Source organism: bacterium (genome assembly GCA_041649255.1).
In the GTDB taxonomy this organism is placed as follows: domain Bacteria; phylum Hydrothermota; class UBA3073; order JACQXS01; family JAQTXJ01; genus JAQTXJ01.
Map to the genome: position 1 here is coordinate 31,592 of JBAZNK010000019.1, position 17,098 is coordinate 48,689.

General features: G+C 36.4%; 15 protein-coding genes. 9 read left to right on the forward strand and 6 right to left on the reverse strand.

Going from position 1 to position 17,098, the window contains the following annotated elements; genetic code table 11:
* The first annotated feature begins 2 nt into the window (after positions 1-2).
* Entirely contained in the window at positions 3-500 is a 498-nt protein-coding gene (locus WC614_11820; protein ID MFA5033691.1) for a hypothetical protein, read from the forward strand.
* Here the strand turns inward: WC614_11820 and recG are convergent.
* The 4 genes from recG to WC614_11840 all read right to left on the reverse strand — a co-directional run bounded on the left by recG (position 497) and on the right by WC614_11840 (position 5,204).
* Complete coding sequence (recG, locus tag WC614_11825) at positions 497-2,656, reverse strand: ATP-dependent DNA helicase RecG (protein ID MFA5033692.1); 2,160 nt, start codon at positions 2,654-2,656, stop codon at positions 497-499. The genes WC614_11820 and recG overlap by 4 nt on opposite strands.
* A gap of 242 nt (positions 2,657-2,898) precedes the next feature.
* A complete protein-coding gene (locus tag WC614_11830; protein ID MFA5033693.1) occupies positions 2,899-3,783 on the reverse strand; it encodes a DUF2520 domain-containing protein in 885 nt (294 codons plus the stop codon).
* Positions 3,780-4,721 (reverse strand): lysylphosphatidylglycerol synthase transmembrane domain-containing protein, encoded by a 942-nt coding sequence (locus WC614_11835; protein MFA5033694.1) that lies wholly within the window; start codon positions 4,719-4,721, stop codon positions 3,780-3,782. Before WC614_11835 ends, WC614_11830 begins: the two co-directional genes overlap by 4 nt.
* On the reverse strand, positions 4,722-5,204 hold the full coding sequence (locus WC614_11840; protein ID MFA5033695.1) for a DUF177 domain-containing protein: 483 nt from the start codon (positions 5,202-5,204) through the stop codon (positions 4,722-4,724).
* Between the two features lie 248 nt (positions 5,205-5,452).
* On the opposite strand from WC614_11840, the gene rpsP reads away from it, so the two are divergent.
* The 7 genes from rpsP to WC614_11875 all read left to right on the forward strand — a co-directional run bounded on the left by rpsP (position 5,453) and on the right by WC614_11875 (position 9,036).
* Complete coding sequence (gene rpsP / locus WC614_11845; GenBank protein MFA5033696.1) at positions 5,453-5,686, forward strand: 30S ribosomal protein S16; 234 nt, start codon at positions 5,453-5,455, stop codon at positions 5,684-5,686.
* The gene (locus WC614_11850) at positions 5,687-5,917 is read left to right on the forward strand and encodes a KH domain-containing protein (GenBank protein MFA5033697.1); all 231 of its coding nucleotides are present in this window, start codon (positions 5,687-5,689) and stop codon (positions 5,915-5,917) included.
* A 32-nt stretch (positions 5,918-5,949) separates the two neighbouring features.
* Positions 5,950-6,576 carry a tRNA (guanosine(37)-N1)-methyltransferase TrmD gene (gene trmD / locus WC614_11855; GenBank protein ID MFA5033698.1) on the forward strand — a complete coding sequence of 209 codons (627 nt, stop codon included), beginning with the start codon at positions 5,950-5,952 and terminating at the stop codon, positions 6,574-6,576.
* On the forward strand, positions 6,564-6,854 hold the full coding sequence (gene rplS / locus WC614_11860; protein MFA5033699.1) for a 50S ribosomal protein L19: 291 nt from the start codon (positions 6,564-6,566) through the stop codon (positions 6,852-6,854). Before trmD ends, rplS begins: the two co-directional genes overlap by 13 nt.
* Entirely contained in the window at positions 6,851-7,189 is a 339-nt protein-coding gene (locus WC614_11865; protein MFA5033700.1) for a YraN family protein, read from the forward strand. Before rplS ends, WC614_11865 begins: the two co-directional genes overlap by 4 nt.
* Entirely contained in the window at positions 7,149-8,069 is a 921-nt protein-coding gene (locus tag WC614_11870) for a hypothetical protein (GenBank protein ID MFA5033701.1), read from the forward strand. The genes WC614_11865 and WC614_11870 overlap by 41 nt, the downstream gene beginning before the upstream one ends.
* A 247-nt stretch (positions 8,070-8,316) precedes the next feature.
* Positions 8,317-9,036: an NAD+ synthase gene (locus WC614_11875; protein MFA5033702.1), complete on the forward strand. Its 720-nt coding sequence runs from the start codon at positions 8,317-8,319 to the stop codon at positions 9,034-9,036.
* Between the two features lie 97 nt (positions 9,037-9,133).
* On the opposite strand, the gene WC614_11880 is transcribed toward WC614_11875, so the two are convergent.
* Positions 9,134-11,767 (reverse strand): M14 family zinc carboxypeptidase, encoded by a 2,634-nt coding sequence (locus WC614_11880; protein ID MFA5033703.1) that lies wholly within the window; start codon positions 11,765-11,767, stop codon positions 9,134-9,136.
* A gap of 306 nt (positions 11,768-12,073) precedes the next feature.
* Here WC614_11880 and WC614_11885 point away from each other — a divergent pair, with 306 nt between their 5' ends.
* Entirely contained in the window at positions 12,074-14,671 is a 2,598-nt protein-coding gene (locus WC614_11885) for a pitrilysin family protein (GenBank protein ID MFA5033704.1), read from the forward strand.
* 105 nt (positions 14,672-14,776) lie between these two features.
* Here WC614_11885 and WC614_11890 read toward each other — a convergent pair whose 3' ends face one another.
* Positions 14,777-17,035 (reverse strand): fused MFS/spermidine synthase, encoded by a 2,259-nt coding sequence (locus tag WC614_11890; protein ID MFA5033705.1) that lies wholly within the window; start codon positions 17,033-17,035, stop codon positions 14,777-14,779.
* Between the last annotated feature and the right edge of the window lie 63 nt (positions 17,036-17,098).

Sequence of the window (17,098 nt, forward strand, 5' to 3'; positions counted from 1 at the left end):
TTATGAAAAGAGGATTTCTAATCTTAGTTTCAGTAATGTTCTTTTTTATAGGTTGCAAAAAAAATATGGACGATGATAAAAATGCAATCATCAAAGGGAAAGTATACAAATACGCAATTCCAATCGATTCTAGTCTCGATAATTCAGGGCACTATGTATATATCTGGGATTTTTTAGAGCCGGTTGAAGGCGTTCAAGTATGGGTAGAAAGTGATCCGGAATCTAAAGTTCCCTACAAGGGAGCCGATATACAAACCTATACGAACTCAAAAGGAGAATTTGCTGATACCATATTTCTTGGGCAAGAGGCTGACGCAAATAACATTACAGGATATAAATACACAGAATATGCAGATGTTAGACTCTTTATGCTATATAAAAATGCCGCAGGTTACACTATATTCGATGTCGGCGGAGGATTAACACTTGGAATGGGAAAAACACTTGAATTGCCACCTGTCGCTCTTACATGGTTTATAGCAGACACTTCCAGCTACTAACCTGCCGTAAGGAATTTTGCCTTATCTGCGTATGTAGTTTTTAATGCCTTTGCAATGGGTTCGTTTTGAGGATTCTTCAGTAAAGGGTCTTTCTCTATAATACTAAAAGCAATATCCTTAACCTCTGATATAAATCTTACATTCGTAAGATTCGCAAACTTAAATTCGGGAAAACCATGCTGCATCGTTCCTAAAAAATCTCCCGGTCCACGAAGCGCAAGGTCTTTCTCCGATAATTTGAACCCGTCGCTTTCCTGCTCAATTGTCGTCAACCTCTCTCTTGATAACTCGGATATGTTTTCCGGAGATACAAGGATACAATATGATTTCTTAGAACCACGATTAAGCCTGCCTCGCAACTGATGTAACTGCGCAAGTCCAAATCGCTCCGAATGCTCTATTACCATACAACTTGCATTCGGCACGTCAATCCCGACTTCAATTATAGTCGTTGCAACAAGAACCTGTATTGCGCCTTTTCTGAAATCTTCCATTACTCTTGCCTTCTCATCACTCTTCATCCGACCGTGAAGTAATCCTACTTTAAAATCCTTAAAAGCCGTTTCTTTTAACATTTCATACGCTTCCTGTGCCGCTTTCAAATCCAATTTCTCGGATTCTTCAATAATAGGATAAACAATATACGCCTGGTGCCCTATCAAAAGTTCCGAAATCACAAATTTCCACACTTCCTCGATTTCGTTCTCATACTTCCACTTTGTAGTAATCGGCTTAACTCCCGGCGGCAATTCATCAATAATTGAAATGTCAAGATTACCATAAAATATTAAAGACAACGAACGCGGAATCGGTGTAGCCGTCAACACAAGAGTATCCGGAAGCGTCCCCTTTTCCATAAGCTTTGACCGCTGGGCAACACCAAATTTATGTTGCTCGTCTATTACTATCAATCCGGGATTCTTGAACTCAACTTTCCCCTCAATCAATGCATGCGTCCCTATAATTATCTGGCTTTTCCCGCTCTTTATGTCTTCTAATATTTTATCCCTTGCCTTTTTAGGCGTCTTCCCCATCAATAAACTGCTCTCTACACCTATTTTCGATAAATATTGATTTAAACAAAAATAATGCTGCTCCGCAAGAATTTCTGTCGGAGCCATGAGAATTGCCTGATAACCGGATTCAATGGCTTTCAACATCGCAAGTATCGCAACAATAGTTTTCCCCGAACCAACGTCGCCTTGCAACAACCTGTTCATTTTCTTATCACTCTCCATATCCGTAAATATTTCCCAACAAACCCGTGTCTGTGCCTTAGTTAAGTTGAATCCGGGTTTTTCCAATGTCAACAGATTGAAAAACTTTCTCGCAAGAACACTTCCTTTCTGAAATTTAATCCCGTTGTTCTGTATCTCTCTCTTCCTCAAAGCAACCATAATTTCAAGCAAAAACAACTCTTCAAATTCCAACCTTTCGCGGACTGATTTTACGTATTCTATGTTTGGCGGGAAATGTAAATTACGAATGGCAGTTTCCCTGCTCAAAAGATGCCTCTCTTCTATTAAATACGCAGGAAGCGTTTCCGGGATTTCAATCTTCGTATCCAAAATTGCTCTTATTATTTTCCTGATACGCGAATGCGTTAACCAGCCCGTCAATGGGTAAACAGGTAAGTATTTATCTTTTTCATCGCTGACGGCTAAACTTATATCCGGGTTAATAAGCTGTAAATCCCAGCCCCAGTTGGATACCGTCCCTTCTGCCGAAACCGTTAAACCCCACTTAAACCTTTCTCTCATCTTGGGCGAATAATGAAAAAATACACAACTGATAACGCCCGTCCCGTCTGATATTTTAACGACAAATAATTTTCCTGAACCCGTATACTTCATACCCGTTTCTATAATCCTTCCGCTTATACGCACTTCCTTGCCCGATTGCAAGTCGGAAAGATTTTCGGGCTTTATATCCTGTATATCTTTTATATCCTGTATGTTTTGTATGTTCTGGATATCCTTTATAAATACTTTTTCTGCATACCTTCTGGGAGACAATGTAAGCAAATCTTCCACAACCTTTATGCCGAGATTTTTAAAAAGCTTCGCTACTTCAGGACCTACCCCTTTTACATATTGAATCTCGCTGCCGAGCGAAAGTCCCTTTTTGCCACCCTTATTAAATTCTACTTTTTCCATCTGTGACTAAAATCTCTTTAAATTACCACTTCCTTAATGGCAAACTCATAAAACTAAACTAATCTTCTGCCCCCTCTGACAGAAGCTCAAAATGCCAATCTACCTTTCTGTTGGGTAGATCCCCCTTCCAATTGTTTTTTATCCGTTTTTATCCGTGACAATTTTATCTGTTTTTCTTTTCTTGGGTTAATCGTGTATAATCTTGTAGTTACTTTTCTGTTTTTTTTGAATTTTGGATTTTGTCATTTGCCCTTACTCTTTTTCAAACATTTCTTCGTCTCTTTTATCAGTAACTCGTATATTTCCGCTACCGCCGGTGCCGATTCTTTTACAACATTTAATTCCTCTCCAACTATCCTTTTATCCTCTCTCGCTATCGGCCCCGTAAAAGAATTCTTAATGCCGAACTGCTTCGCATTCGCTAGAACAGACTCCGCAAGCGATAAAATTACCTTTTCTGACTCCTTAAACCCGCTTAATTCAAGTAATTCTTTTCCTATGCTCAAAAGTGTAACAAAATAAGCCGCACCAAAATTCAACCCTGAATGATATAACGCTTTCTTTAATTTCGGAGAAATCACAATCGGTATTCCACCTATTGAACAAACAAGTTTTTTCCCAATTTTTATATTTCCCTCTATTGAAAAATACGTACCGAGCAATAACTTTCCACCCACAAACGCCGATATCGGATGCATTGCTATTCCATTTTTTATTCCTAAAACACTCGCAGATAAACTGCCGGAAGTATGAACAAGAATGGTATCTGATTTTATTGCACTTCTTATATTCGACACTACTTTTTTTATCTCAGAATCCGGGACTGTAATCAAAACTAAATCTGCCTTTTTTACTAAGTCTCTCGGGTTATCCGACCAAGTCTTACATCCCGTCAACTTTATACACCTTTGAAGCTCTTTTAATTTTTTCTGTTCCCTTTCTGTTATTTTTATATTTTTACAAGCCCTTGGACGATAGTCCTTAGGGATCATTATCCCGCTCTGCGGGAGATTTTTAATGTTTGATTCCTTTTCTGATACTATTCCTACAATTTCATATCCTGCTTTTTGGAAGGCTTCTCCAAGCGCGGTTCCTACTTTCCCGGGTCCAATTATGCAGATTTTCATTTCTGTTTCTCAAGTTTTACAAAAAGAAACGCAACTGCACCCAAAAAACTGGCTATTACACCAATAAACCAGAATACTAATGATAACGTAATTGCCTGCTCCCCTGAAAGACCATTGAAATGAAAGAAAACTTTATATCCCCATTCCCTTAATCCCAATCCATTTATTGTAATCGGCAAAGCCGTAATTACACCTATTATTGCAGGATATACCATATAACACATAAAGGGTATTTTAAATCCAAGTGCTAATCCTATAAAAAAATTCATAACCCCAAGAAGCGATTGCATCCCAAAAGAAATTATAATAACTTTAATTATTGACCCTTTTTTTGTTTTATAAAAATACATCTCGTTATAAAGTTCTTTTAACTGTTCCCCTAAATTAAGTACTTTTATCTTTTCTACAATAACCCGGAACTTCCCCATAAACCTACGTTCAAAAAACAAGAATATAGCAATAGTTGCTCCGATAAAAATAACAAGTATGGATAAAATTATCTTTCGGTGCCCGCTTAACCACAATACAGCCATAACTATAGAATAAAGGATTAATGTCCACCCACCGATAATCGTTTCCACAAGCATAGACGAAAATGCTTGTTTTGTTTTATTATTTCTCTTTCCGGCATAGAATGCACGAACCAATCCACCACCAATTACTGTAGGAAGAAAATTGTTATAAAAAAATCCTATAAGATAATATAATAATGTGTGAATATAATTAACTTTTATATCGTGGTCTAAAAGAAGATAATGCCATCGCATAGCACATAAGAGAAACAACAAAATGTTACCCGAAAATACTGCCCACAAAAATCCCATATCCGCATTTTTGAGAATATGCAATATTTTGTCGAAATCTACCTTATGCAATACTAAAAAAAGTAGTAGCGCAGTTATTCCTATCCTCAATAATATCTTAAATACTGCTTTCATTTATTTCGGTGAACACCTACAATCTGCCTCATTCAAATTTTTACCGCATAGGGGACAAATCCCCTTGCAAGAAGCTCCGCAAAGTGGCTTAATCGGAATCGCAAGAAGAATTATGTCTCTGATTAGTTGTACTATGTTTATTGTCTTGCCTGTATAAAAATTGACATCTGGATCTTCCGTTTCTTCCTCTGTTTTTAAACCGGAAGGATTATTCGGAAGAAAAACACTGTTTATACTTTCGGCAAAATTAAGTACGTATTTCTCCAGACATCTTGCGCATTCCAACTCTAAATTAAAAATTATTTTTCCTCTAACGATAAGCCTTTTACCTATCTTTGTTACTTTTAGCTGAATTTCTATCCCTTTCTGCAGTTCACTTATCTCCAAATACAAACCATCCGTAGTATATTTGAACTCATTTCCCCCTTCACGCAAACCCTCAACATTAATAAAATACTCTTTCGGTATTTTTATTTCTTCCATAGTAATCCTCTTTTTTTATATTTCGCTAAAAATATACTTATATAATCACTTGTCAACTTTAATTAGATTTCCCCCCTCTTTACTCTCCCTGTATCTACCCTATTAAATTTCTCTGCGTCCTTTGCGTCTCTGCGGTGAATATCTCTTTTTTTCGTGTTCATTCGTGGTTTCATTTTTTATTCCACTCTTCTCCTTTTTTTCAATTTATATCTTGACATTCTCACAATAAAGTATAAATTGCAAAAACTATGGTTAAAATTAGATTATTTAGAACGGGAAAAACTAATAGCCCGTATTATAGAATCGTTGTTATGGACGCAAGAAGTCCAAGAAATGGTAAATATATAGATAATCTCGGTACGTATGACCCGCGCGGGGGGAAATTAGAACTGGACTCGATTAAAGCTCAGGAGTGGATTAAAAAAGGAGCCCAGCCTACTGTGATAGTATCTAAATTGCTTAAGCGCAAGGAGGCGAATTAAATGAAAAATCTAATAGAAGCAATGGCTAAAAGCCTTGTGGATGCACCAGATGAAGTAAAAGTTACGGAAATTGAAGGTGAACGCACAGTCGTTTATGAACTGAGGGTTGAAAAAACTGACCTCGGTAAGGTTATCGGCAAAGAAGGTAAAACCGCGAGAGCTATGAGGACAATATTGACTGCCGCATCTATGAAAAGTGGAAGACGCGCAGTATTGGAGATTCTTGAGTAATGCAGATTGATATTTTTACCATTTTTCCAAAAATGTTCGAAAGTCCCTTTGATTGGGGAACAATTAGAATTGCTAAGTCTAAAAAAATTGTCTCCATTAATGTCTGGGACTTGAGAAATTTCACTAATGATATTCATCGTAAAGTTGATGATTATCCTTATGGAGGTAGTTCTGGAATGGTTTTAAAAGCAGAACCCATTCTTAAAGCTGTTCGCTCAGTTATGACTCCCGATGCCAGAGTTGTTCTACTTACCCCCGCAGGTAAATTGTACAATCAATCATTGGCACAGGAACTTTCGGAAGAATCTCATTTGATATTTATTTGTGGCAGATACCAGGGCGTTGATGAAAGAGTCAAAGATATAATTAATATGGAATACCCCGATAAAACTTTGATGGAGCTCTCTGTAGGAAATTATGTCCTCTCTGGTGGCGAACTCGCCTGTATGTCTATCGTTGAATCTATAACCAGACTTATCCCGGGCGTTCTTAAAAACCCCGAGTCTATGTTCGCTGACTCTCTCGGTGAACTCGACCCACCTTTATACACAAAACCCGCTGAAGTTGAAGGCGTTAAAGTCCCGGAAATATTAACCTCAGGTCATCATACAAAAATTAATCAGTGGAACTCCACTAATAGGAAACAATGGACACATTAACTACTACTTTGCCTAAACTTAATATAGGCGATGTCGTTAGAGTACAAACAAAATTAATGGAAGGCGAACATATACGCAAACAAAAATTCGAAGGTATCGTAATAGCTCGCAACAATAGCGGTATAGCAAGCACTTTTACCGTACGAGCTATCATTGAAGGCTTCGGAGTTGAACGTATATACCCATTACATTCTCCCTCAATAGAAAAAATTTCTGTCCTCGGACACGAAAAGGTTCGTAGAGGTAAACTTTATTACCTGCGCAAGAAAAAGAGATGAAGACAGGTGCTGCCGGTGAAAACCTTGCAGTAAAGTACCTTGAAAATAGAGGCTATATAACACTTGAAAGGAATTATCGCTTCCATCATAAAGAAGTAGATATTATATGCGAGAAAAAAGGTGTTATAGTTTTCGTAGAAGTTAAATCCAATATAAACAATGATTTCGGTGAACCTATTGAAAAAGTTGACCGCAATAAGGCCAGTAATATCATTGATGTTGCCCAAGCTTATCTCCTTAAACGTAAATTATTCGGAAAATGTAACGTCAGATTTGATGTTATAGGGGTGAAAAATGAAAAAATTCAACATATTGAAGATGCTTTTAGGGAATAGAATTATTAAAAAAATCGCCGTTTTTACATTGCTCACGCTCGTTAACACCAACGCCATAGCTGAACCTATAGTTGGCTCTACGCCCACAACAATGCCATCTCTGGGACTTATGTTTAGAGAACATTTTATGTATATAAATTATACTTCCCAACGTTTAAACGATACAACTTATATAAAAATCGGTGCAGATTCCTCTTTTACAAGAATGGTTAATGTATTACAGATTGATTACGGGTTTGAAAAAAATTGGACACTCCGATTAACAATACCTGTGACTTTTGAAAATATGAAGCTTGATACTACTTATTCGAAATTTGCACCCGGGGGTATCACACTAGATACTAAATATAATCTTTTCAATCCAACGAAAGAAATGGGTTTTGTAGGTACTTATTATCTTGAATTCTCTCCATTTCTGGGTATAAGATTCCCTACAGGTGATAAATCAGCTTTCTTTTCCCCAACTAAAAGTTCTACGGATCTTGAATTAGGTATTCTGGGAAGATTTGGAGACAGCAAAGGCGCCGCTTACCTGACTTTTGGATATTGGTCTAATGGACTGCTCTCAAAAGATGAAAATATAACTGATGAGATATTTTATAATTTTACTATCGAATCCCCTTTCATATTCAATAAAGTTATGATACTATGCGAACTTGACGGGTTAGCTTCCACAGCAGGAGATACATATTATTATTCTTTACGATGTTATCCCGGACTTAAATACCGACTCATGCAAACGGTAAGCGAAGGCGGATCTCTTTACCAGAAAACTTTACACGAACTGCTTTTAGAAGCAACTTGCGCTATTCCTCTTGTTGAAATGGGTGACTTCAAATACGACTACGCTCCCTACATAGGCTTAAATTGGAAATTCTAACTATTGTGCTCTCTACTAATCAGCCTGTCGTTTGTCATTCCGCACTTGATGCGGAATCCATTCCTTTCCTCTTTGTCTGTCAGTGGTAGAATAGACATTTGGAACATCCCGCCTTGGCGGTGACTTGTCTGTCTATGTAGATTGTAGTGTTTTATGACTGTTAGAATAAAATCTCTTTCAATCCATGTTATAAAGAATTTATTATTTGACATTTTAATATTTGATTTTTAATATTTGGTTTATTGTTATGTCTCTCTCAAATAAAATAACTAACTGGCTTAAACTTCGAGTAAAAAAAGCCAACTCAAAAGGCCTGGTAATCGGATTATCAGGCGGTGTAGACTCCGCTGTAGTTTCGGTATTGGCACAAAAAGCCTTCAAAAACAACATTCTGTCCATTATAATCCCTTGCCACAGCTCTGAAAAAGACCTTAAAGACGCCAGGATCTTAGCTGAAAAATTTAACATAAAAACAAAAGAAGTAAAAATAGATTCTATCTATTACGAACTTACAAAGATTTTACCCGACGCAAACCGCCTTGCTTACGCTAACTTAAAGCCAAGACTACGAATGCTTATTCTTTATTACTTCGCCAACAAACTAAACTATCTTGTCGCCGGAACTGGAAATAAAAGCGAATTAACCATCGGATACTTCACAAAGCATGGAGACGGAGGAGTTGATTTGCTACCACTTGGCGGACTCTTAAAAACAGAAGTCTGGCAGCTCGCAAAAGAATTAAAAATTCCCGCTTCTATCATAAAAAAAGCACCTTCTGCAGGACTATGGAAAGGTCAAACGGATGAAAACGAAATGGGAATTACTTATAAAGAACTCGACAAAGCCATTACCGCAATAGAAACAGGCAATTATAAAGGAATAGAAAAATCCATTCTATCAAAAGTTAATAAATTTATTCAATGCTCTGCCCATAAAAAATCCCCCATCCCCATCTTTAAGCCCTAAAAAAACTATTAGCTTAAATGTTATGAAAATAAAATAATCTCTGACAAGGGTCCAAACTCTACGCCGCTTCCTTCTTACTTTTTGTTGCTTTCTTCAATCACAAAAGAATCATCTTTTTTGTAAGTTTAAAATTCTTACTCTCCAATCTGTAAAAATACACCCCTGCAGACAATTTATTTTTTGTACTCCATAGGATTTTATGAGCCCCCGGCAATTGTTCCTCGTCTACGATTGTCTCTACTACTCGACCACACAAGTCATATACCTTAAGCGAAACCCTTCCCTTTGATATTGACTGGTAACTAATCATAGTTTTTCCATGAAAAGGATTAGGCAAATTCTGGCATAATATAACCTTAGAAAGCGATGTTATTTCTTCAACAGAAATAATAGGCATATTATCATACTTGCTCTGGGCACTGTCAGCATTTTTCTTAATATCCGATAATGTGCCTCCCCCAATAACTGCAATTACAAATTTGAATAAACTATCGGGCTGAAGCGTAAAAGGTCCCGCAGAAGCAATAAGCGACCAATCACTATTTTGAGAGGTTGAAGGGACCCTGATACCCCCATCGAGAAAGCTGAATTTGTCGGAATCAAGTATGTATCCATCCGGAAACACATAATTTCCATTAATAAATGATAAATTTCTCGCACTTTTGGGCTCAAGTATTTTTACCCCTGAATATGGCAAGCCAGAACCCCACATATAAACAAGTCTGCGGGTAGAATCAATGTCTCCACTATTTCCTCCACTCCCAATGTCAAAATCCATAAATTGCCCGGCATATAGTCCGTTTATTCCACTATCCGACTTATTACGGATAATATATTCCATTATTATAAAATCCTTATAGGAACTGTCACTCCATGCCCAGGAATTTTGTTTAACTCTAATTCCTGTAGTAGTATCTTCATACATACCCCATATATCCTGATCAGAAATATGAGTACTGTCTATATGTATTCCACCATCAGGGTTGACCGTTGTTTCCCATTCTTTGTTGGGATCAGCGTCATAATCACGGTTCGCAACCCAATCCTCTGAATTCCCAACCCATAAACTTCCGACAGATAGACTGTTTTGTCCACCAACTTTGGGGTATATGAAACCCGAGCCTTCCCCGCCAAACTCTGTAAATCCACATATCCCCTTACAGGTTACAGTAAATATGCTATTTCCTGTGTCATGATTTGCCCATTCAAGTCCTACTTTTATATGGAAATTTGACGACCCACCAGAATCTTTGTTATCCTTGCACAACAAATTAAAGTTTATCCGATGACTATTGTAGCAATTGGAAGCTACCAAGAATTTATACTCTGCAAAGCTTGAATCCCCTTTTAGTACGTCTCCAAAGGATTTCATGGAATCTTGTGTGCTCACATAAGGGTCATTTGAAGTTAAGATTCCTGTTACACCGTAAACAGTAGTATCTCCGGAGTTTTTAACATATAATAAAAGATTTATTGATTCGCCCGGGTCTGCAATTCCATTGTTATTACCAAGAGAATCAATGATTGTATAGCTTCTATAGAGAACACCGGTATTTTTCCACACTGAATTTCTGGCAAATCTAAGCAGGTAAAGATTCATAGGTAAACACTCCTGTATATTTGTAGATATGGCAGCTTCATCCCAAAAACTATTGCCATTTACCTCTGGAGACAAAGTTAGTATCTTGGGCTTTGTTGATTGTTCACCATAAAACCAATCTAGTGATACACCGTTACAAGTATATAGAATATCTGGAACAGTCCCATAAATATAACCGTTCTGTGCAGTCATATCTCCACTCATTTGCCTGAGAAGTAAGTCATCATCAGTATAGTATTTCCTATAGCCCCATGGGAAAATCAAAATCCCTGCATATGAATGATAAGTTAATGCCGCCATAAATTTATGCTGGTTGCAAAAGTCCCTTATATGCTGAGTTTCAAGCTCTGAAAATGGAGCCGTACCGCGGTAAGCTTCACTTGTAGAATCAGGAGAAGACCCTATGTTATCACAGCCCCATTGATACCCATAATTTCTATTTATGTCAACCCCGAGACCGTGTCTGTTTTTTCTCCACATCCCGCCACCGGAAGGGTAATTCGCTTCATTATAAAGATACCCGTCCGGGTTTACCATAGGAACAACCCATATTTGCAAGTTGTTTACCAAATCCGTTATTTCTGAATCTACGGCATAGTTTTTGCATAGATATCTTACAAATTCAACCACTATGTTTACGCCAACAGGCTCCCTTGCATGATGAAGCGCATCAAAGTAAACCTCTTTCTCGTTTTCCTGTGAGTCAGGATTGTCCGAGATTTTCATTGCCCATATATCGTTGTTCCCCCATGTCTTGCCAATACTGATACGAGCAGTTGTTATATTTGGATACAAAGTGTGCAGGGAGTCAAGTATGTTATTGGCTTCCGAGTAAGTGTAAAAATTCCCAAAATTAGCTCCTTTTTTGCTCATTCGTGCCGAATAATATTTCTCCATATCTTCAATCAGGATATCAACCGTCACTCCTCTCGCCTTGATTTGAGATAATTGTGCGGGATGTATAACAAACTCCACCCGGTTATCTTTATGCACTTTTACCACATCTAAACCTAAGTCTTCTATCTTACCTATATCTACAATATCTACTTTTGCTAAGATATAAGGTTGTTGCTCCGCATAAACAAAAGAAAAAAATAAAATCCCTGCCGCTATAAATATAATTTTTTTCATTTTTCTCCTCTCTTTAGGAAATTGGAAAAAAGCATTCTTTATCTTATCTTTTATCCTTATACGCATTTATACGTATCTATATGTTTTCAATTGTTTGTTTTGTCAATCACTAATTTTAAGAATACGATTACTACAACAAACACCTTTCCTCCTCAGTTCTGTTACAACTATAGTCCCAAATCTTTTACTGGATGCCTTTTATCTGCTTGACAAAAAATTTCAATAAAGTAGGTTAAAGGTTAATAATTGTTTTTTTATAAACTCTTTAGAAACGAAACTGAAACTGCCAAAAATAGGAGGTTTGTAATGTTTGCAAAACACCTTAAATCCACCATTCTTTATTTAATGTTTATTATGAGCCCTGTCATCCTTGTTGCTCAAGATGATATCTCAGAATTTACTCTGGATAATGGAATGACGGTTCTGATTAAAGAAAATCATACGGCAAAAATAACCGCTTTACGCGCTTACGTTAAAGCAGGTAGTCTTTATGAAGGCAAACATCTCGGTTCCGGATTATCGCATTACTTTGAACATGTTCTGGCAGGGGGAACTACAAAAAATCATACGGAAGAGTATTTTAATCAATTAAGGCAGGAAATTGGAGCCGATTATAATGCATATACCTCCTTTGAGTGTACTTGTTATAAGATAACAGTGAATAGCAAATACTTTGACGAGGCTCTGGGAATGTTGGCTGACTGGTTGACAAATTGCGCTTTTGACTCTACCGCAATTGCAAGGGAAAAAGGTGTGATTCTCAAAGAAATATTAATGCGTGAAGTTCCCGAGCGAAAAGCTAATCAGATTTTTAATAATACCCTTTATAAAATTCATCCCGTTCAATACCCAATAATTGGTTATGCTGAACTTTTCAAAAAACTCACTCGTGATGATATCCTGGCGTATTATAAAAAATTTTATGTTCCTAATAATATGCTTTTTGTTGTAGTAGGAGACTTTAATAAAGACACGGTACTTCTGAAAATAAAAGAAGCATTCAAGAATTTCGAGAAAAAACCAATAGATTTACCAATATTACCTGTAGAAACTCAACAAGTAAATAAACGAGTTGTGGAAACTGAATTAGATGTTAGTGCTACGAATCTTACAATAGGTTATCATACCGTTGATATCTTTGACGAAGATATGTACCCTCTTGATATACTTGCAGATGTTTTAGGCGGAGACAAAAATTCCAGATTTAATAAGATTTTAAAAGAAGAAAAACAACTGGTTAATTATATTTACGCTTATTCTAATGTGCCTTCCTTTGTAAAAGGAGCCTTTATAATTGGTACGGAAATATCTGACCTCCAAAATATAGAAAAAACAAAACATATTATTTCTACGCAAATTAAAAATGTCCGCCAAAATGGAATTTCTGACTATGAACTTAAAAAAACTAAAAAAAGAATTATGGCTAGAAAATTTCTTTATTCACAAGATATAGAAACTCAAGCATCCAATATTGGTGAAAATTGGATTGCTACTTATGACCCAAGCTTTTATGATGATACCTATATCCAAAAAATCCAAAAAGTAACTAACGAAGATATAAAGAGAGTAGCTAATAAATATTTTTATGACGGAAATATGGTCGTTGTAGCAGTAAAACCAACCGGCTCGGAAAAACTTGCGACTAAAGACACCCTCTCTGAAAAACAAATAAAAGAAGAAATTCAAAAAATCAAACTGGATAATGGGATTACTTTATTATTAAAAAGAAATCCTAATTTTCCAACAGCTTCTATTGAAGTAGATTTTAAGGACGGCACCAGATATGAGACAGAAGAAAATAATGGGATTACTAATTTTACAGCAAAAATGTTGCTTAGAGGAACAAAAAAACGAACTGCTGAAGAAATAGCTGAAGAGTTTGAAAAAATAGGAAGTTCTATTAGTGTTGCAGCAAGTAAAGACATATCCTGTCTGACAACCGATATTTTAAAGAATGATATAGATCAGGTTATGGATGTCATAGCAGATGTTCTCGCTAACTCAACTTTCCCGGAAAAGGAAATTGAGAAACTACGAAAAGAAATTATAGCTGATATTAATAGACAGAAAGAAAACCCCGAGACTATGGCCGAACAATTTTTTTCCCAACAGTTATATACTAAACATCCTTATAGATTAACCTTAATGGGCACAGAAAAAAGTGTTTCAAAACTTACTAGAAATGATATAAAATCGTATTATGAAAAATTTGTGGTTCCAAACAATATGGTTATAGGTATTTTTGGTGATTTTGATAAAAAAGAGATTGTAACAACGGTTGAAAAAGCATTTAAGGAATTCAAATCCAAAGAAATATTTATACCTGAAATTCCTCCTGAACCTGAATTGTCTGAGTGCAAGGAAGTCTTTAACTATTATTCTCACCCACAAGTAATGATTTTATGGGGCTTTCCAACAGTAAAGGGTGCAGAGGAAGATATCTATGCTCTGAGTGTAATCGCTAACATTTTTGGAGGCAATTGTTCCAGATTATATAAAGCTTTACGGGGTGAAAAAGATCTAGTATATTATGCTTATGGCTATCAACCTATTAGCATAGACCGCTCTGCATTTGTAATCACTGCCCAAACTTCTCAGGAAAAATACAAAGAAGTGGTATCCATCTTAAAAAAAGAAGTTGAAAAGTTGAAAAATGAACCCCTGACTGATAAAGAAGTGGAAGATTTTAAAAAAGAACTGATAAACTTATACCCTATCTACAATCAAACTAACGCTCAACAAATATCAAAAGCAGTCTCGCGGGAAACACTTGGTTTTGGCTATCAATTTTTTGACAAGTTTTTAGATAATATTCATAAAGTTACAGCTAAAGATATTCAAAGAGTGGCAAATAAATATTTCGCCAAATCGGTCCTTACAGTATCTATGCCAAAAGAAAAATAAAAAAATTCTTTGTCCTTTTTTTATTCTCTGCGCCCTCTGCGTCTTTTCGTTCTGTGCCAATCTTGTGAAATCTCGCCTGACTACAGGTCTTTTAGGTAGGTAGTTTCAATCTGTATTTTTTATCCGTTTCAAGCGGTTTGCTATAATCAACCCCACACTGCTAATCTTTAAAACCGCTACCGCTACACAAGTCCCCGAAAGCCCCATTACCGGTAACATAATTATTCCCGTTATAAGCCCCGCAAACCACCCTCCCAATAAATCAAACCAGTAAAGCACCCCGACACTCTTCTCAATGCCCAAGAAATTCTCTAAATATATCTTGTTCGCAAGCGGAAACTCCGCACTAACCAATAACCCAATCACAAAACATAAAACCACAAAAATCAAACTCCACGGCACTATAATGAACCGGAACGCTAGCGCAAATAATACCAAACATAATTCAAAAAATATTAAACTCTTGTAATTCTTTTTCTCTTCTCGTAAAAACACCGTAGTAATTAACCCTCCAACCAGCCCTCCTCCCATAAAAGCCGCCGTTAATATCCCTATCTCCTTGAAAACATACCCGTACACCGACTGGAAAGCAAAGATTATCGCCAGGCTGAATACCATTCCCGTAAAACCTGTCGTGAAAATACAAAAAGGTATAATAACCTGACTGCCTTTATTCTTAAGCTTAATGTGAATAATTAAAAAACATAAACTAATTATCCCCACAAGCAAAACAAAAAACCACAAATTAAATCTTAAAAATAAATTAAATACTTTATCCATACCCGGGTTGAAAAGTGCGCCCCAGTAAGCAAGACTGTAAAATACACCGATAGGACGAAAATCCTTGTTTGTCCTTGTTCTCTCCTTTGAAATGGAACTCAAAAATTTCTTTTCTTTATAATTGTCTAACCTGTATTTTATATACCCCTCCGTAAAAACACTGGATTCAACCCCTCTTTCGGTTAAATGCTTTAGTATTGTATCAGGTATTACCGACATATCCGAGCTACTGCACAAAAACATATTAAAATCACCCGGGATTACTTTTACATACGGATAAACTTTTTTTATAGTTGTATAAATACATAAATTCAAATCCGCCAGCTCCTTTCCCATATACTCTAACGACCCCGGTAAAGTTATGGTTAATATACCCCCCTGTCTTAACCTGCGCCCGGCTAATTCAAAAAACTCCTCCGTGAAAAACCTGTTCGATTGAAGACTGACAGGCTCGGATACCCCGACAAAAATTAAGTCATACTTTCCCTGCTCCTTTTCCCTCAAAAATAACCTGCCATCCTCATATTTAATATGAACTCTTTCCGAACTAAGCTCATTAGAAGTCATCGGTGTCGGAAACCTTTTAATTGTAAATATCAACAACGGGTCAAGCTCAAGATAATCAATGGATTTAACGTTATACTTTAATATTTTGTCTATTACACCACCCGCTCCTCCTCCAATGATTAAGACCGATTCTGGCGCAGGATGCGACAATAATGGAAAATTTACGAAATCTTCAATAAACGAAACAGCCGGAACAGGCACGTTTATATTTGGAACTCCGTTATATAAAAAACTGTATTGTTCCTCGCTCTTGATGACTGCAACATTCCCGTATATGGAATTTTTATAGAATACTACATTTTTTGATGCGAATTGTCGGGAAATAGAAAATTGCCGTATTGTGTCCGTCTTGAAAATAAAGTAAATACCGCTTATAAACAAGATAATTGCTATGCCGTTCAAAACCCTTGAAAACAAGCTCTTATACCCCCATTGCAATAACATTACCATCAAAACATTCAAAACCATTACTCCCAAAACTATATAGAAAGAATCAAAATACCTTACAAGTAAAATCGAGAATAACAAACTCCCGATAATTGAACCTGCAGTCTCATATACATAAGCAATACCTATAGACTTACTGCTGGTTTTAGGAACCCCATTATCGTATAACTTACAGGAAAGTGTAAACAACGCTCCATGACAGATACTTGCAGGCAATAAAAAAAGAAACGATGAATAAAAAATAGGCAGCAATCCTAAAGTCTCTGCCGACATTATTCCAAAAATGGCTTTCAGGTTGCGGATTAACAAAACGGCAATCGGTAAATAAACAGAAAAAATAAGCTGCAACAGGACAAAAACAGAACTAACCGTATTTTTATTTTTAAAAATCTTTGTCCTGCTTATTAATAAAGCCCCCACCCCTTCCAAAAATAGCCAGTTAGCCAACACAATTCCGATAGAAAATTCATTTCCGTGAAAAACTATAAGCAGTTCCCTGATAAAAAGCAATTGCCCTATAATACCCGATAACCCGGTTATTATTATGGCAAAAATAATTCTATCCTTCACGATTAATGTATAAATGATTTCTTTAATCTGTCAATTATGTTTATTATTATATAAAGAGAGAAA